At 61.3% G+C, this 16,159-nt stretch carries 13 protein-coding genes; 10 read left to right on the plus strand and 3 right to left on the minus strand.

All coding sequences use genetic code 11. The features are described from left to right. Nucleotides 1–6 precede the first annotated feature (6 nt). The 9 genes from ACIQWP_RS26315 (at nt 7) to ACIQWP_RS26355 (ending at nt 10,872) form a co-directional block, all read left to right on the plus strand. Complete coding sequence (locus tag ACIQWP_RS26315) at nt 7–1,131, plus strand: M24 family metallopeptidase (RefSeq protein WP_402793868.1); 1,125 nt, start codon at nt 7–9, stop codon at nt 1,129–1,131. 231 nt (nt 1,132–1,362) lie between these two features. Continuing rightward, complete coding sequence (locus ACIQWP_RS26320; protein WP_402793870.1) at nt 1,363–3,009, plus strand: ABC transporter ATP-binding protein; 1,647 nt, start codon at nt 1,363–1,365, stop codon at nt 3,007–3,009. A 293-nt stretch (nt 3,010–3,302) separates the two neighbouring features. Beyond that, nucleotides 3,303–3,785, plus strand: coding sequence for a MarR family winged helix-turn-helix transcriptional regulator (locus tag ACIQWP_RS26325; protein ID WP_402793872.1), 483 nt, complete (start codon nt 3,303–3,305; stop codon nt 3,783–3,785). Nucleotides 3,786–3,815: 30 nt separating this feature from the next. Further along, entirely contained in the window at nt 3,816–4,514 is a 699-nt protein-coding gene (locus ACIQWP_RS26330; protein WP_402794124.1) for an SDR family NAD(P)-dependent oxidoreductase, read from the plus strand. 2 nt (nt 4,515–4,516) lie between these two features. After that, a complete protein-coding gene (locus ACIQWP_RS26335; protein WP_402793874.1) occupies nt 4,517–5,848 on the plus strand; it encodes an NAD(P)/FAD-dependent oxidoreductase in 1,332 nt (443 codons plus the stop codon). A gap of 76 nt (nt 5,849–5,924) precedes the next feature. Beyond that, nucleotides 5,925–7,598, plus strand: a complete 1,674-nt coding sequence (locus ACIQWP_RS26340; protein ID WP_402793876.1) for a peptide ABC transporter substrate-binding protein — start codon at nt 5,925–5,927, stop codon at nt 7,596–7,598. A gap of 81 nt (nt 7,599–7,679) precedes the next feature. Further along, the gene (locus tag ACIQWP_RS26345; RefSeq protein WP_402793878.1) at nt 7,680–8,630 is read left to right on the plus strand and encodes an ABC transporter permease; all 951 of its coding nucleotides are present in this window, start codon (nt 7,680–7,682) and stop codon (nt 8,628–8,630) included. A 10-nt stretch (nt 8,631–8,640) separates the two neighbouring features. After that, nucleotides 8,641–9,540, plus strand: coding sequence for an ABC transporter permease (locus ACIQWP_RS26350; protein WP_402793880.1), 900 nt, complete (start codon nt 8,641–8,643; stop codon nt 9,538–9,540). A 9-nt stretch (nt 9,541–9,549) separates the two neighbouring features. Further along, nucleotides 9,550–10,872, plus strand: coding sequence for an NAD(P)/FAD-dependent oxidoreductase (locus ACIQWP_RS26355; RefSeq protein WP_402793882.1), 1,323 nt, complete (start codon nt 9,550–9,552; stop codon nt 10,870–10,872). 89 nt (nt 10,873–10,961) lie between these two features. Here the strand turns inward: ACIQWP_RS26355 and ACIQWP_RS26360 are convergent, their stop codons facing one another. The 3 genes from ACIQWP_RS26360 to ACIQWP_RS26370 all read right to left on the minus strand — a co-directional run bounded on the left by ACIQWP_RS26360 (nt 10,962) and on the right by ACIQWP_RS26370 (nt 14,584). Further along, complete coding sequence (locus ACIQWP_RS26360; RefSeq protein ID WP_402793884.1) at nt 10,962–12,089, minus strand: NAD(P)/FAD-dependent oxidoreductase; 1,128 nt, start codon at nt 12,087–12,089, stop codon at nt 10,962–10,964. Between the two features lie 69 nt (nt 12,090–12,158). Further along, nucleotides 12,159–13,688 carry an amino acid ABC transporter permease/ATP-binding protein gene (locus tag ACIQWP_RS26365; RefSeq protein ID WP_402793886.1) on the minus strand — a complete coding sequence of 510 codons (1,530 nt, stop codon included), beginning with the start codon at nt 13,686–13,688 and terminating at the stop codon, nt 12,159–12,161. A gap of 68 nt (nt 13,689–13,756) precedes the next feature. Beyond that, nucleotides 13,757–14,584 carry an ABC transporter substrate-binding protein gene (locus ACIQWP_RS26370; RefSeq protein ID WP_402793888.1) on the minus strand — a complete coding sequence of 276 codons (828 nt, stop codon included), beginning with the start codon at nt 14,582–14,584 and terminating at the stop codon, nt 13,757–13,759. Between the two features lie 187 nt (nt 14,585–14,771). On the opposite strand from ACIQWP_RS26370, the gene ACIQWP_RS26375 reads away from it, so the two are divergent. Then, nucleotides 14,772–15,854 carry a LacI family DNA-binding transcriptional regulator gene (locus ACIQWP_RS26375; RefSeq protein ID WP_402793890.1) on the plus strand — a complete coding sequence of 361 codons (1,083 nt, stop codon included), beginning with the start codon at nt 14,772–14,774 and terminating at the stop codon, nt 15,852–15,854. The last annotated feature ends 305 nt before the right edge of the window (nt 15,855–16,159 follow it).

A 16,159-nucleotide genomic window follows, 5' to 3' on the forward strand; every position in this document is an offset into this window, starting at 1 on the left:
GGCCAGATGTTTCCTCGTGACGAATATGACTGGCGCATCGCCAAGGCGCATGCCGCCATGGATGCCGCCGCTGTCGATCTGCTCCTGATCGACAGCGGCGAGCTTCTTGCTTGGCTTACCGGCTATACCGTTTCGGAAACCATGTATCGTGCCGCTTTTCTTCCGCGACACGGTATGCCCTGGTTCGTCCTGCGAGAGCTCGACGAAGCGCCGTGCAGGGAAAAGACCTGGATTTCCGATATCGTCGGCTTTGCCGACGCGATCAATCCGTACGAGGCCATCGCCGACAGCATTCATGCGCGAGGTTTCGCCAATGCCCGCATCGGGGCCGACTTCGCCTCCTATAGCTTCAGCGCCGATACGGCGGTCAAGCTTCGGGCGCACCTGCCCCAGGCGCAATTCGTCGCACTTCCCGGTATCAGCGACAGTCTGCGATGGGTCAAATCGGCCCGCGAGATTGCCGTTCTGACGCAAGCGGCCGACATCGCCGACATCGCCATGCTGGCAATAGTACAGAGTATGTGGGTCGGCTCTTCGACCCGTACGGCTGCCGCAACTGCGGCTGCAACCTTCCTGCTTGAAGGTGCGGACAGCGGCGAGACCGGTCCGATCGTCAAGGCCAGCGGCGACCACCAGTTCCTGCATGGCTCCTTCAAGAGCGAATTGCTCAATGCCGGCGATATCCTGCATGTGGAACTTATTCCGCGCGTGGGCGGTTATAGCGCCCGTCTCATGCGGCCGATCGTCATCGGCGGCGCGTCAGCGAGGCTTCAGGATATCGCCTCGCGCATCGTCGCATTGCAGGACGAGCAAATCGAAGCCATGAAGCCTGGTGTCCCTGCTTGCGAGGTGGACGCTATTGTTCGTCAGGGTCTCATATCGTCCGGATTGAGGCAGAGCTACGACAACGTGACGGCCTATACGCTCGGTCTTTATACTCGCACGCCACGCAGCAGCGATTTCTCCCGGGTTTTTCTGCCAAATGCGAATTGGCCGCTGGAGGAAGGCATGGTTTTCCACGTCTACGCGACCGCCGCCCGGCTTGGATTCAGCGAAACGGTCGTGGTTACGCCGGAGGGTGGAAGACGATTGACCACGACAGCGCGAGGCCTTCTCAGTTTCAAGAGTTGATGGTCCCAATTCCAGCCATTCGCGCCGCAATCAAGCTGCCGCGCGACCCTCTTCTAAAGGCTGGTATCATTGACCGCTTGAGGCGCGGATGATGGAAAGCGAAAATCCGCCCTTTGGGAATTTCCCCTGCTTGCTTTACGTGCCGCGATACCGGCATTCTTCTTGCTTCTGACAATTCATGAGCTCTCGCTGCGAGGGCGTGTTCGCTGGTTCAGAGCAAGGAGGCCTTCCATGACCCCGTCCGATATCCAAAACATAGTCCTGCCCAGCGATCCAGTACTCTCGGTACGCGGTTTGACCGTCAGTCTTCCAAAGAACATGGAACGCGCGCATGCGGTGCAAGACATCTCCTTCGACCTGATGCGAGGTGAGATCCTTTGCATCATCGGCGAATCCGGTTCGGGGAAATCGGTGACGGCGAACGCGATTATGGGTCTGTTGCCGTCCATCATCAAAGTCACAGCCGGCACGATCTGCTTCAAGGGCGCGGACCTGATAAGCGCCGATGACGCAACGCTCCGAAGCCTCAGGGGACGAGCCGTCTCGATCATCTTCCAGGACCCCCTGTCGGCGCTCAATCCGCTGATGACGATCGGAGACCAGATCGTCGAGGTTCTCGATGCTCATAAGATCGGCACGCCAGAAAGCCGGCGACAGAAGGTGAAGGAACTGCTCGGCGAAGTCGGCCTGCCCGATCCGGATCTGCTCCAGCATCAGTATCCCTTCAGGCTATCCGGCGGGCAACGGCAGCGCGTGATGATCGCCATGGCGCTGGCGCTCGATCCGGACGTGCTGATCGCCGACGAGCCGACCACGGCGCTGGATGTGACGACACAGGCCCAGATTCTCGAATTGATCCGCAAGATCCAGGTGCGCAAGAAGATGAGCGTCATGTTCATCACCCATGATTTCGGGGTGGTGGCCGAGATTGCCGACAGGGTGATCGTCATGGAAAAGGGTCATCTCGTCGAGCAGGGACCGGCGGCGCAGGTGCTGAATGCGCCGGTCCATCCCTACACGCAGCGTCTCATCGCGGCTGTTCCCCGCATGACGACCGCGGAACGCGAAATCGTCGCCGAAGCGCCCGTGGTGCTGGAGGTCGACAGGCTCAGCAAGACCTATCGGTCCGGCGGCGGCTTCCTGTCGAAATCGAGAACCGTGCAGGCGGTGAACGGCGTCAGCTTCTCGATCAGCAAGGGGCGTACATTGGGCGTCGTCGGTGAATCCGGCTCCGGCAAATCCTCGCTGGGTCGTGTGCTGCTGAAGCTCCTGAGTTCCGACAGCGGCCGGATTCTCTTCGACGGCCGTGACATCGCCCCGATGTCGGAGGAGGAGTTCCGGCCGCTGCGTTCCCACATCCAGATGATCTTTCAAGACCCCTTCGCCTCGCTGAACCCGCGCCATACGATCGGCCGCATTCTCACCGTCGGACCGATGGCCCATGGCCTGCCGATGCACGAGGCCAAGGCGAAGGCTCTCCGCCTCCTCAAGCGTGTCGGTCTCGACGAAGGCGCATTCGACCGCTTTCCACATGAATTCTCCGGCGGTCAGCGTCAGCGCGTCGGCATCGCCCGGGCCTTGATGCTCGACCCCGTGCTGCTGGTGGCAGACGAGGCGGTTTCCGCTTTGGACGTGTCGATCCAGGCTCAGATCCTCAAGCTCCTTGCGGAAATCCAGCAGGATAGCAAAGTCGCGATGATCTTCATCACCCACGACCTGCGCGTCGCCAGCCAGATCTGCGATGAGGTCGCCGTCATGTACAAGGGCGAGATCGTCGAATGCGGGCCGCCTTCGCAGATCTTCCGTGCGCCGGCACACGCCTACACCCAACGCCTGCTGGCCGCCATTCCCGGCAGCGATTGGGAGGCGGTCGGCTGAGATCATCCTGCGGATGTCCCACCAAGACAAGCGCGGGCGCCGGAGGCGACTCGTTCTGCCCAATTGCCACCACTCGTGCACGCCACAGTGGCGGCGTATGCCTGAGAAACAGGCAACTTTCCAGGCTGATTAATTTTCATCAGGTCGAGCGAAAAAATAGTTGCATTTGTCCACTATCTGCCCTTTCATGACGGTGAAGATTTCAGCGATGATCCACCGCAGAAGACCATGAACCCGCCATGAGATGACGATGGCAGGAACGGTGTTTCGTTGCCTTTCGAAGGTTTCGAACCATGCCACCGACCAGGGCCCCACCGACTTCCGTGAAGGACATCCATATAGATGTCCTGGAGGATACGCTGAGCTTTTACATCCGCAGCATCAATCTCGCCGTTTCGCGCGATCTGGATGAAAAGCTGGAAGGCTTGGACGTCGCCCGGGGAACGGGGAAAATCACCACCCTGTTTCTGGTCGACGACAATCCTGGGATCCGCCCCTCCACCATCGCGCAAGTCATCCTGAAAGACCGGTCGGCGACCGGTCGGTTGATCGAGCAGATGGAAGAGCATGGGCTTCTTTCCCGCGAGACGTCGGCAGACGACAGCCGCGCGCAGGAACTTTACATCACGGAAAAGGGTCACGAGCTGGCAAAGCGCGTGCGCGCCATCGTCACCAAACAATCACGCGAGTTCTTTTCCGACATCACCGACGCAGAACACAAGCTGCTGATCGACATACTGCGCAGGACCTACCGACGCATCATCGCGCAATCGTAAGCCAGCGAACATGGGAGAGCGGGCATGAGCATGGACGAGGAACGGGTCGCAATGATATCCGGAGCCAGCCGGGGGATCGGTGCCGCGCTCGCCGAGGAACTTGCCGCCAAGGGCTGGCGGCTCTCGCTCGGCATGCGTCGCCCTGAAATGCCCGCCTGGGCGGACCCGTCCCGTGTCGGCGTCTTTACCTATGACGCCGCCGATGTGGATGCAGCCGATGCCTGGGCTCGGGAAACGCTTCGCATCTTCGGCCGCATCGATGCGGTCGTCGCCAATGCCGGCATCATGATCGCGAAGACCGTGATCGAGGCTGACGATAGCGACATGAACGAACTGCTCGAAATCAATGTGAAGGCGCCGCGCCGGTTGGCGAAATCCACCTGGCAGGCGCTGTCCGCCAGTGGCCGCGGCCGGATCGTCATCGTCGCCTCGCTCTCCGGCAAGCGGGTGAAGTCCGCCAAATCCGGGCTCTACGCCGTCTCCAAATTCGCAGCCGTCGCGCTTGCGCATGGCCTGCGCCATGCAGGCTTCGACCTGGGCATTCGCGCCACCGCCATCTGCCCCGGTTTCGTCGCCACCGATATGGCGCGTGGCGTCACGGCGAGATCCGATGACGAAATGACCGACCCGCGCGACCTCGCCCGGATCATTTCCATGCTGATCGAGCTGCCGAACGAGGCAAGCGTCGCCGAATTCGCCATCAATTGCCAGCTAGAGGAGTCCTTCTGACCATGCCCGGCCCCTATGTAGTCCCCGTGCACGGGGATGCGGAATTGCCCAAGGAAGTCGACGTCGTCGTCATTGGCGGCGGGATCATCGGCACCTCGACGGCGCTCGAACTTTCCGAGCGCGGTCTGCGTGTCGCGCTTTGTGAAAAGGGCGGCATCGGCCAGGAGCAGTCGAGCCGCAACTGGGGCTGGGTGCGCATTTCCAGGCGCGACCCGCGCGAGGTGCCGCTGATGGCGGAGGCACTGCGCATCTGGAGCACGCTCGACACCCGCACCGGCCGCGACACCGGCTACAAGCGCGCCGGCATCATCTTCACCTGCGCCAACGACAAGGAATATGCCGACCACGAGCGCTGGAACCGCAATCTCGAGGGCTATCAGTTCGAAAGCCGCATGGTCAGCGGCGCCGAATTCAGGAACCTTGTTCCCGGTTCGCGGATGGACATCAAGGGCGCGCTCTACACGGCCGCGGATGGTCGCGCCGAGCCACAACGGGCAGCGCCGGCGATTGCCGAAGCCGCCCGCGACAAGGGCGCCTCCATCCTGACCGAATGCGCCGTGCGCGGCATCGAGACGGCGGGCGGCAGGATTTCCGGCGTGATCACCGAGCGCGGCCCGATCGCCTGCAAGGCCGTCGTTCTTGCCGGCGGCGCCTGGTCAAGCCTGTTTGCCGGCATGTTCGGGCTCGACCTCCCGCAATTGAAGGTGATGAACTCCGTGCTGCGCACCAAGCCGCTGGAAGGCGGCCCCGAGCAGGCGATCTGGGCGAGCGGCTTTGCTCTGCGCAAGCGACAGGATGGCGGCTACACCATCGCCTCCGGTCACGAGAACATCGTCGACATCGTGCCGAAATCCTTCCGGCATGCCGGCAAGTTCTTTCCGGCGCTTAAAAAGGAATGGCGCTCGCTGAATTTCCGTCTCTCCGGTCGCTTTTTTGACGAGCTCCGCATTCCCGACCGCTGGGCGATGGACGAGGCAAGCCCGTTCGAATATTGCCGCGTCCTCGATCCAAAGCCGTCGACAAAGCTTTCGAACATGGCGCTTGCCAACCTCAAGGAAGCCTTTCCGGTTTTCGAAAAGGCCGAGATCGCCCAGCGCTGGGCCGGTTATATCGACGTCACGCCGGATGCCGTGCCGGTAATCGACGCAATCGACAGCATTCCAGGCTTCCACATCGCCACAGGCTTTTCCGGCCACGGCTTCGGGATCGGTCCGGCCGCCGGGCGGCTGATGGCCGATATCGTCACCGGCAAGCCGCCGATCGTTGACCGCAAGAACTTCCGCTTCTCCCGCTTCCGCGATGGTTCGAAGATCGAACTGATCAGCGGTTTTTGACCTGCCCGCCAAGAGAAGACAAAGACAATAAGAGGGAAGAACAGCCAACATCCTACCAACAAAAAGGGGAATCAACATGTCCAATGCAAACGACACTATCCTCCTGAAACCAACGCGCCGCCAGGCGCTGACCATGATGGCGCTTGGCGCCTCCGGGCTGGTCATGCCCAACATCCTCGGTCGCGGAGAAGCGTTCGCGGCACCGCCCGCCAAGCCGACCGGCCAGCTCGTCATCGGCTTTTCGCAGGAGCCGACCGTCTTCAATCCACATCTGATCCATATCGAAGTCGATGAAGGCATCCATTTCAGCGTCTTCGATCCACTGTTCTTCGTGACACCGGATGGCAAGTTTTCTCCCTCGCTTGCAACCGAAGTCCCAACCGTTGAGAACGGCGGCATCTCGGCTGACGGCCTCAACTGGAAGATCAAGCTGCGCGACGGCGTGAAGTGGCATGACGGCACACCGTTTACCGCCGAAGACGTCAAGTTCACGCTTGAACTCATGGTCGATCCGGATTTCCGCAGTTGGCGCAAGACCGGTCACGAACTGGTGCGCGATCTCACCGTCGTCTCGCCGACGGAAATCACCTGGCGGATGGAAAAGCCGTTTGCGCCCTACCCGTCGATCCTCGCCATGACCTTCATCGTGCCAAAGCATATCCTCGGCGCGGAGAAGGACAAAAACAGCGCACCCTTCAACAACGCACCCATCGGCACAGGCCCGTTCAAATGGGTCGAACGCATCGCCGGCGATCACATCACGCTTGCGGCCAACACCGACTATTACGGGGAAGGCCCCTACCTCGAGACCCTGGTCTATAAATATATTCCCGATCTGACGGTGCTTTATACCCAATTCAAGACCGGCGATATCGACGTGGCCGGCCTGCAATGGATCACGCCGGATCACTATGACGAGGCCAAGGGGCTGGATGGCAAGGCCGTCGCAGTCGTCCCGGCCGCCACCGTCGAATCCGTCGGCTTCAACATGGAGCGCCCCCAGTTCAAGGACCCGGCGGTACGCGAGGCGCTCTATCATGCAATCGACAAGCAGACGATCATCGATGCGCTCTATTACGGCCTGCCGGCACCGACGGAGAGCTACATTCCGCAGCAGTCCTTCTACTACAATCCGGACCTGCCGAAGCAGGAATTCAGCACCGACAAGGCCAAGAAGATCCTTGACGACGCTGGCTGGAAGCCCGGCGCGGATGGCATTCGCACGAAGGACGGGGTCAGGCTTGCCTTCACCAACTCCACCACCGCCGGCAACCATATCCGCGAGCAGGTGCAGCAGTTCATGCAGCAGACCTTCAAGGATATCGGGGTGGAGCTCACCATCTCCAACCTGCCGCCGGCGGTCATGTGGGGCGATTATTGGACAATGTCGAAGTTCGATTCCGTCGTCGTCGGCATCAACTTCCAGACCGGCTCCGATCCCGACACGTCGGACTACTTCCGCTCCACCGCAATCACGGCCAAGGGCGGAGCCGGTCAGAACTCCTGGCAATATGCCAACCCGGAAGTCGACAAACTCCTGGCGGAAGGCGGCCAGATCTTCGTGCCGGAGGAGCGCAAGAAGGTCTATCAGAAGATCCAGGAGATCATGCGGCACGACCTGCCCTTCCTGCCGTTGTTCCAGTATGCAACCGTGCGCGGCCACAAGGTGGGGGTAGAGAACGTCATCCCCAACATCAACGTGCGCATCGACACATGGAATGTCGGCACCTGGTACTGGGCCAAGGCCTGATCGCTCCGCTCCAGCCTTCCGATCCATTAGGGGTGGGAGGGCTGGCTGCTTTCTATCTCGCAACCATCGGAGACGAATGCCATGTTGCGCTATCTCTTGAGCCGCCTGTGGCAGAGCCTGGTACTGCTGCTCCTCGTATCGATGATCGGCTTTGCCGTCCTCACCCTCGCTCCCGGCGGCCCGCTGTCGCAGTATACGCTGACGCCGGGCATGACGAAGGAAGCACTCGACAGGATCGCGGCACAAATGGGTCTCGACCGGCCGCTGCCGATCCAATATCTCGATTGGCTGAGGCATTTGCTGATGGGCGATTGGGGCCGTTCCTATCGCGACAATCAACCGGTGCTGTCGATCATATTCGGCCACCTCTTCGCGACGCTGCTCCTGATGGGCACCTCGATGGTGATCTCGATCGCGGTGGGCACCTGGATCGGCATCAAGGGTGCGACCAAGCGCTATTCGATCTTCGACTACAGCGCCACCATCGGCGCCATGGTGGCGCTGTCGATCCCGACCTTCTGGTTCGGTCTCGTCGCCATCTATATTTTCTCGCTGAAACTGAAATGGCTGCCGGCCGGCAACATGTATACGGTCGGCAACGGCTCGCTCGGCGACTATGCGATCCATCTGATCATGCCGAGCCTCGTGCTTGCCCTCGTCAACATCGCCGTGTGGAGCCGATACATGCGCACCGCGACGCTCGATGTCATCAACCAGGATTTCGTCCGCACCGCCAAGGCCAAGGGCCTGTCGCCCCGGCGCGTCCTGATGCGCCATGTCGTCGGCAACGCGCTATTGCCGATGATCACGCTTGCCGGCCTGCAATTGCCGACCATCCTCGGTGGCGCGCTGGTGGCGGAGACGGTCTTCACCTGGCCGGGAATGGGGCGACTTTTTCTCGATAGCCTCGGCTATAGCGATTACCCCGTCGTCATGGGGCTCCTGATGTTCTCGGCAATCTTCGTGCTGATCGGCAATCTGCTCGCGGATCTGCTCGTCGCCTTCGTCGATCCGCGCGTCCGGCTTGGTTAGGAGAAACGCCATGACTTCCTCCTCCCCCGCAACCCTTTCCGGATCGATGTTCGCCCGTTCGCGATGGTGGCAAAATCGCACGCTCCGCCGCTTCGTCCGTCACAGGCTCGCGCTTCTCGGCGTTGCCATGATCACGCTCATCGTGCTGGCCTGCCTGCTTGGGCCGTCGCTGCTTCCCTATGACGAGCTCTATATCGACCTGCGCGCCCGTTTCGCGCCGCCCTTTACTGTTGGCTACCATATTTTCGGCACTGATCCGCTCGGACGCGATGTTGCCGTACGCTTGTTCATGGCGGGTCGGATTTCGCTTCTGGTCGGCTTCTTCGCGATGGTGCTCAGCACGTTGATCGGTACGGTGATCGGCGTGGTCGCCGGCTATTATGGCGGTCGTCTCGGCACGTTGCTGATGCGCTTCGTCGATGCCTTCCTGTCCTTCCCCGGCATCTTCCTGCTGCTGGCGCTGGCCGCCTTCATCAAGCCGAGCCCATTCATGATCACCGTCATCATCGCCGTGACGAGTTGGATGGAGACCGCGCGCATCGTCGAGGCGGAAGTGCGGTCGCTACGCGAACGCGATTTCGTCCTTGCCGCGCGCATGCTTGGTCTTTCCAACCGATGGATCATGTTCCGCGAGTTGCTGCCGAACGCCATCGGCCCGATCATCGTCGCGGCGACCCTGACGGTGGCGCGCGCCATCCTGCTCGAAGCCTATGTCAGCTTCCTTGGCTACGGCATTCAGCCGCCGTTACCGAGCTGGGGCAACATGCTGAACGGCGCCCAGCAATATCTCGCCAGCGCACCATGGCTCGCCATCGTTCCAGGCATTGCCATCACGCTCGCCGTCACAAGCTTCAACTTCATCGGTGACGGCCTGCGCGACGCGCTCGATGCCCGCAGCGATCTGAGCTGAGGGGGTGGCATGACGAAGTTCTCGCCTTTCAAGACGACCCTCTGGTACGCGACTGCAGCGCCCGCACCCGAGACAACAGAACTGCAGGGCACGATCAAGGCCGATGTCTGTATTGTCGGCGGCGGCTATACCGGGCTGACCACCGCTCTCGAGCTTGCGCGCGGCGGCGCGAGCGTCGTGCTTCTCGAAAAGGAGGAAGTCGGCTTCGGCGGCTCCGGCCGCAATGCCGGGCACTGCACGCCGACTTTTACTCATTACACCCTGCCGGAGCTGCGCTCCATGCTGGGCGAGCCCTGGGCCGAACGGCTGATCGCCCGGCAGACGCGCGCCAATGACCAGGTCTCCAGCATGATCCAGCGCTACCAGATCCAATGCGAGTGGCAGCAGAACGGCTATGTCATGGGCGCCCCCTACCCCGGCGCGATGAAGACGATCGAGGAGAAGGTACGGACCTACAATGCCGTCGGCGCCAGGACGCGAGCGCTCGACAAGGACGAGGTCGCGGCTATCACCGGCAGTGGGCGCTTCCACGGCGGCTGGCTGCATGAGGAGGCGGGCCATCTCAATCCCCTCGGCTATTCCCGCGGTCTCGCACGCGCGGTCCTCCAGGAAGGCGGCGTCATCCACACCAACTCGCCGGTGACCGGATGCGAGCGCGAGGCGGGCGGTTGGGCGGTCAGCACGCCGAAGGGTAAGGTCATCGCCGACAAGGTGATCTTCGCAACGGGCGCTTATACCGTTGGCGGTTGGCCGAAACTGGACCAGACCTTCAAGATCCAGCGGGTCTTTGTCGCCGCTACCCGGCCGCTTTCCGACGACGAGCGGCGGTCGGTGCTACCACGCAACACCACTATCCATGACGGGCGCGGCGATATCTATGTCTACAAATACAATGCTGAAGGCCGGATCGTCGCCTCCATGTTTCCGATGGGGCGACGCGGCAGCGACATGGAGTATACGCGGCAGGTCATGAGCGATCGGCTCAAATGGCTGCATCCGCAGATCAGACAGGAGATCCGCTGGGACTATTTCTGGTTCGGCGAGCTGGACATGCAGTACCGCACGATCCCCCGCCTCTACGATCTGGCGCCGGGCATCGTGGCGCTGACCGGCCTTTCCGGCCGTGGTGTGCCGACGGGCAGCATGCTCGGCGGCATCCTGTCGGAATGGGCTTGCGGCATGCCGGAAAAGGACTTGTCGCTGAAGCTGGAGCCGCTTTCAGCGGCCCCCTTCTACATGAATTACGGTCCGAAGCTTACTCTGCGCTATTACCGTATTTCGGATTGGATCAAGACAAAACTGGCCGGTGTTCCCCTACCGCCGCATGCCTGACCGCTGCCAACGTCCTCAGCACCAAGAGAAGATAAAAGCTCGCGTTCACGAATACCCTCGAACCGTATCTGGCTGCCTTTCCGATCAAACTATCTGGCGAAGCGTTCCGGCCGGAAGGCGGCCAAAAGCGGGTGGCGCTTGCCGGTGGCGATCTCGTCGGCAAGCAGCTCGCCCGCGATCAAGCCGAGAGTGGCGCCGCTGTGGCTGAAGGCAACGAAATAGCCTGGTATGGCCTGCAACTCGCCGAAAACAGGCTCGCCATCGCCCGGAATAGGTTTGGGGCCGACACCATAATCGCCGACTTCGAGTTTCGGGTTTGCTTCCAGCACCTTTGAAGCCTCCCGCAGCAGCCCTTCAAGGGTGGAGGGCTTGATCTCGTAGCTGCCGTCGGCCTTCACGACGACCTCCTCTTCCGACCAGGCCGAATCCAGCGCAAAGGCACCATCCGGGGTCGGCCGGATGGCAACGCGCGGTGTGTTCAGCACAGCCTTCAGCGGATGCTTGATCGGCTTCGTCCTGACGAGTAGTGCGATCGGCGTATCGTCGCCGATATGCTGGCCGGCTTCCGCCACGATCGCCGGCACGTCTCCGCCGGCTGCCAGGAGCACGGCGTCGGCATCCCACTTGGCGCCGTTCGCGGTCGTGACGCCGCGGGCACGACCATCCCGTACATTGATCGCGGCCCGGCCGGCATCGGTGACGATTTTACCGCCCAACGCCTGGAACTCCTCGGCAAGAACGCCAATCAACGATGGCAGATCGACCCAGCCCTCGCCCGGATTGAAGATCGCGCCCTGCCTCGTCACGGAGCCGGCATCGATGCCCGGCGTCGCCCTGGCAATTCGATCCGGCATCAGCAATTGCGCGTGATAGCCAAGGTCACGCTCATAGTCGAAAACCGAGGCAATGTCGTTTCCCGCAGCGTCGGCGTCCCACGTCAGGCCTCCGTCGAAGCGCAGCCAGGCCGCATCCGGATATCTGGCGGAAAGTGTGCGATAGCGGTCGATGCCGGCCAGACGCAGCCGATGATAGGCATCGGAGCGACGCCGAGCCGAATTGAGCCAGGCAAGCGAGCGGCCCGATGCGCCATTTGCCAGCGGGCCGTCGTTGATCAGGGTTGTTTGAACGCCGAGCCGCGCCAGATGAACGGCCGTGGAAACCCCGAAAATACCGCCGCCGACGACAATAACTTTCGAAGGACGAGTGGGAGCATGCATGTTGGAAAACCTTGTCAGTAGTGGGTGTTGTGATCAAGAAGCCGCCGGAATTCCCGCCGGTTCTGTCTGTCAGAGAACCTCGGCGAGGAAGCGCTTCAGCCGCTCGCTTTGGGGATGATCGAAAATCTGCTGCGGCGAGCCGGCCTCGACGATGCGGCCCTCATCCATGAAGACCACCTGATCGGCCACCCTGCGGGCAAATCCCATCTCGTGCGTGACGACGGCCATGGTCATGCCCTGACGTCCGAGTTTGGCCATCAGATCGAGAACGCCCTTCACCAGCTCAGGATCGAGAGCACTCGTGACTTCGTCGAAGAGGATCACCTCCGGGTCCATGGCGAGCGCACGGGCGATTGCGACGCGCTGCTGCTGGCCGCCGGAAAGGCTGGCCGGACGGTGATCCTTGCGTCCGGCAAGTCCCACTTCGCCAAGACGTGTCTCGGCGATACGGCGCGCCTCGCTCTTCGGCACCTTCTTGATCTTGGTCAGCGACAGCATGACGTTTTCGAGCGCGGTGTGGTCCGGAAAGAGATTGAAGTGCTGGAATACCATGCCGACACGCCGGCGCAGGCTTTCCGGCTTCATCGACAGAATGCTGTCGCCATCGAGCTCGATGTCGCCGCGCTTCGGTTCTACCAGCCGGTTGAGGCACCGGAGCAACGTCGACTTGCCCGAGCCGGATGGCCCGATGATGCAGGTCACCGTGCCGCGGGCGATATCGAGATCGATGCCTTTCAGCACTTCGAGATCACCGTAGGACATGCTGAGATCGCGGATGTGGACGGCTCCGCCCTTGAAACGGAAAGTGCCGCTATCGCCGGAGGCTTGCGAACCCGAAGCCGCTTCAAGCTCGCCTACTTCGACGAGGCCGCTCGTGGCGCCGGAGCCGCGACCCTGCCGTCCGAGGCGCAAACGGTTGTCGATGAAGTTGACGAGATGCGTGAGCGGAACGGTAATCACCAGATAGAAGATACCCGCCAGCAGCAGCGGTGAAAGATTACCGGTTACGACTGCCTGATCCTGGCCGACGCGGAAAATCTCGCGCTCCGACGCCAACAGCCCGAGGAAGTAGACGAGGCTCGAATCCTTGACGTTGCCGATGAACTGGTTGACGAGCGCCGGCAGAACGCGCCGCACGCCCTGCGGGATGATGATCAGCCGCATCCCCTGCCCGTAGCTCATGCTGAGCGCGCGGCAAGCCTCCATCTGGCCGCGTTCGACGCTTTGAATGCCCGAGCGGAAGATCTCGCCGATATAGGCACCGGCAATCAGGCTGAGCGCGATGATGCCAAGCGGAAACGGCGACGGCCCGAAGAGTTCGCGACCGATGCGGGCAAAGCCCTGACCGATGATCAGGATCGTCACGATTGCCGGCAGGCCGCGAAAGACGTCGGTGTAGATGCGCGCCGGCAGCCGCAGCCAGCGCGATTGCGAAATGCCCATTACCGCCAGCACCATGCCGATGACGACGCCGAGCACGGTCGAGGCAGCCGCCAGGATCAGCGTGTTCTTCAACCCGACGGTGATCATGCTCGGCAGGACTTCCGCCATCGCATCCCAGTCAAGGAAGCTGCGACGGAGATTTTCTAGCCAGTCCATTCAATTCCCCATGAAGTTCTCGAGGGCAGACAAGTGCCGCCGCCCGGCGGGCCGGGCGGCGAGCAGCCTCACTTCTTGGGAAGATACTGATCCGGCATCGGCGAGCCCGGGAACCACTTCTCGTAGAGGGTCTTCCAGGTGCCGTCCTGCATCGCCTCATGCAGGGCCTTGTTGAGCGCCAGGCGGAAGGCATCATTGCCCTTGTGGACGACGAAGCCGGCGGGCGCATCGAAGGAGGGAATATTCACGGCAATCTTCAGGCCGGGGTAGCGCTCGCCATACTGCTTGGCCGCTTCATAATCGAGGAAATGCGCATCGACAGTGCCGTTGTTGAGGGCGGCGACCGCAGAGTTGTTATCCGGGAACTTTACGAGATCCGTTCCGGTAAAATTCTTCGTCGCGTAGATCTCCTGCAAGGTGCCTTGCACGACGCCAAGCCGCTTGCCCTTGAGGCCGCCAGAGTCCTTGATCGCAGCATCGGATGTCAAAACCGAAAGATAGCCGGCGAGATAGCCGTCGGAAAAATCCACCGTCTTCTTGCGGGCTTCCGTGGTGCCGATGGCGGCTACAGCAACGTCAAACCGTTGATTGGCGACCGACGGCAGCAAGGCGGAAAACTCCTGTCCGGTGAAGGTTACCTTGTCCTTCGGAAAGCCCATCCGTGAAACGACGTTCAGAAAGAGTTCAATATCGAAACCGGTGAACTGACCGTCCGCAGTCGTGAAGGTGTATGGCTTGGCGTCCCCCATGCTGCCGACGCTGATGACGTTCGGATCGATGAGATTATAAGGATTGTCGGCCGCGACAGCCGGGCTGACGCCTGCCGTGAGGAGATAGGCCAGTACGCCGGCGCGCAAGGGCGCGGCAATGGCTGAGAAGATGCCAGATATTTTCATGTTCGTTCTCCGCTCTGAAAGGATGCTCTTATCGGCATTCATGCATGCGCGCCCGGATCTCCGATCGAACGTCGACAAGAGATATCTGGACAGGAGACCGGTCTCACATATAAAAGAGACCGGTCTCAATTGATATTTGTTAACTTGAGATTGACCGCCCGTCAACAACTCTTGTAGTCCTCGTCCCATGGAAGAACCGCTAGCTCCGAAACGCTCCGTTACCGTTGCCGATGTTGCCAGGGCAGCGAATGTCTCAAAGGCGACCGCAGCGCGCGTTCTCGGCGGCTATGGCGTCGTCAGCGACAAGGTTCGCGAGCAGGTGCTCGCCACTGCGACCGCCCTCGAATACAGGCCGAACGAACTTGCCCGCAGCATGACGACAGGCAAATCCGGCATCATCGGCGTGGTCGTCGGCGATATCGAGAATGCCTTCTTCAGCCTCGCCGTGCGCGGGATCAGCGACGTCGCGCGCATGGCCGGCTTCAATGTGATCATCGCCAATTCCGGCGAGGAGCTGGAGACCGAGAAATCGGCGGTGGATCTGCTGATCGGCAAGCGCGTCGACGGATTGATCGTGACGCCGGCGCGCTGCGACCGGATGGAGCATCTCCGGGACATACGCCGCGTCGGCGTGCCGCTCGTTCTCTTTGACCGCAGCATTCCGGAACTCGGCGTCGACGCTGTCACCGGCGATGATTTCGATGCTGCCAAGATGGCCACCCGCCATCTTCTCGAGATGGGACATCGCCGGATCGCCTATATATCCGCCATGAATGCCGAGAGCGAATTCCTTGACGATAGCCGCAGCATTTCCAATTCGGCCGTGCGCGAACGCATCGAAGGCGTGCTGAAAGAGCAGACTGACGCCGGCATAGAGAAGGCTCAATATTACGTGCGGCTCGGCGCGACCGACCAGCCGAGAACGGATAGTGTCGTCGAGAGCCTGTTGCGGGATGCGGCGCCTCCGACCGCCCTCATCGCGTCGGACAGTCTCGTCGGCCTCCGGGTCTTCAAGACATTGCAGGCGCTGGGATTGTCCATACCTCGCGATATATCGATGGTTTCCTTCCTGGATGCAGACTGGACGACCGTCACGACGCCTCCGATCACCGTCGTCGATCAGCCGGTCTACGAAATGGGCAAGAAGGCGGCCGAACGGCTAATCTCGCGGCTGAACGGTAAAGATCTGCCCGTCGAGCGGACTGCCGTCAAAACGGGCCTGATCCAGCGCGGATCAGTCGCCTCACGACCTCGCGGCAGCGACCGATAACCCCGTATTCCAAATGGTAGTGCGGACACGATTGCGAAGGCACCGCCGACACGGAATGCTCCGGGAACGCGCTACAGGCTGAAACGCCGCTTTTTCCGGCACCGTCAGAAGACCATGGAAATTCGCAGGCATTAAGTCGCAGCGAACTCTCCAATGTCACCTACATCGCTTGAGTCAGGGCGGCAGCGCGCAACTTTCTTTTCAATGAACACAAATACTTAGAGCGTGAGGGCGTCGACGCCGTATGGTGACGTTCCCTTGTGGCATCGGTATTGCATGCCTGACCCCAGGATCATCTTGCGAGG

Origin of the sequence: Rhizobium sp. NPDC090279, from assembly GCF_044769665.1 — a bacterium.
Taxonomy (GTDB): Bacteria; Pseudomonadota; Alphaproteobacteria; order Rhizobiales; family Rhizobiaceae; genus Rhizobium.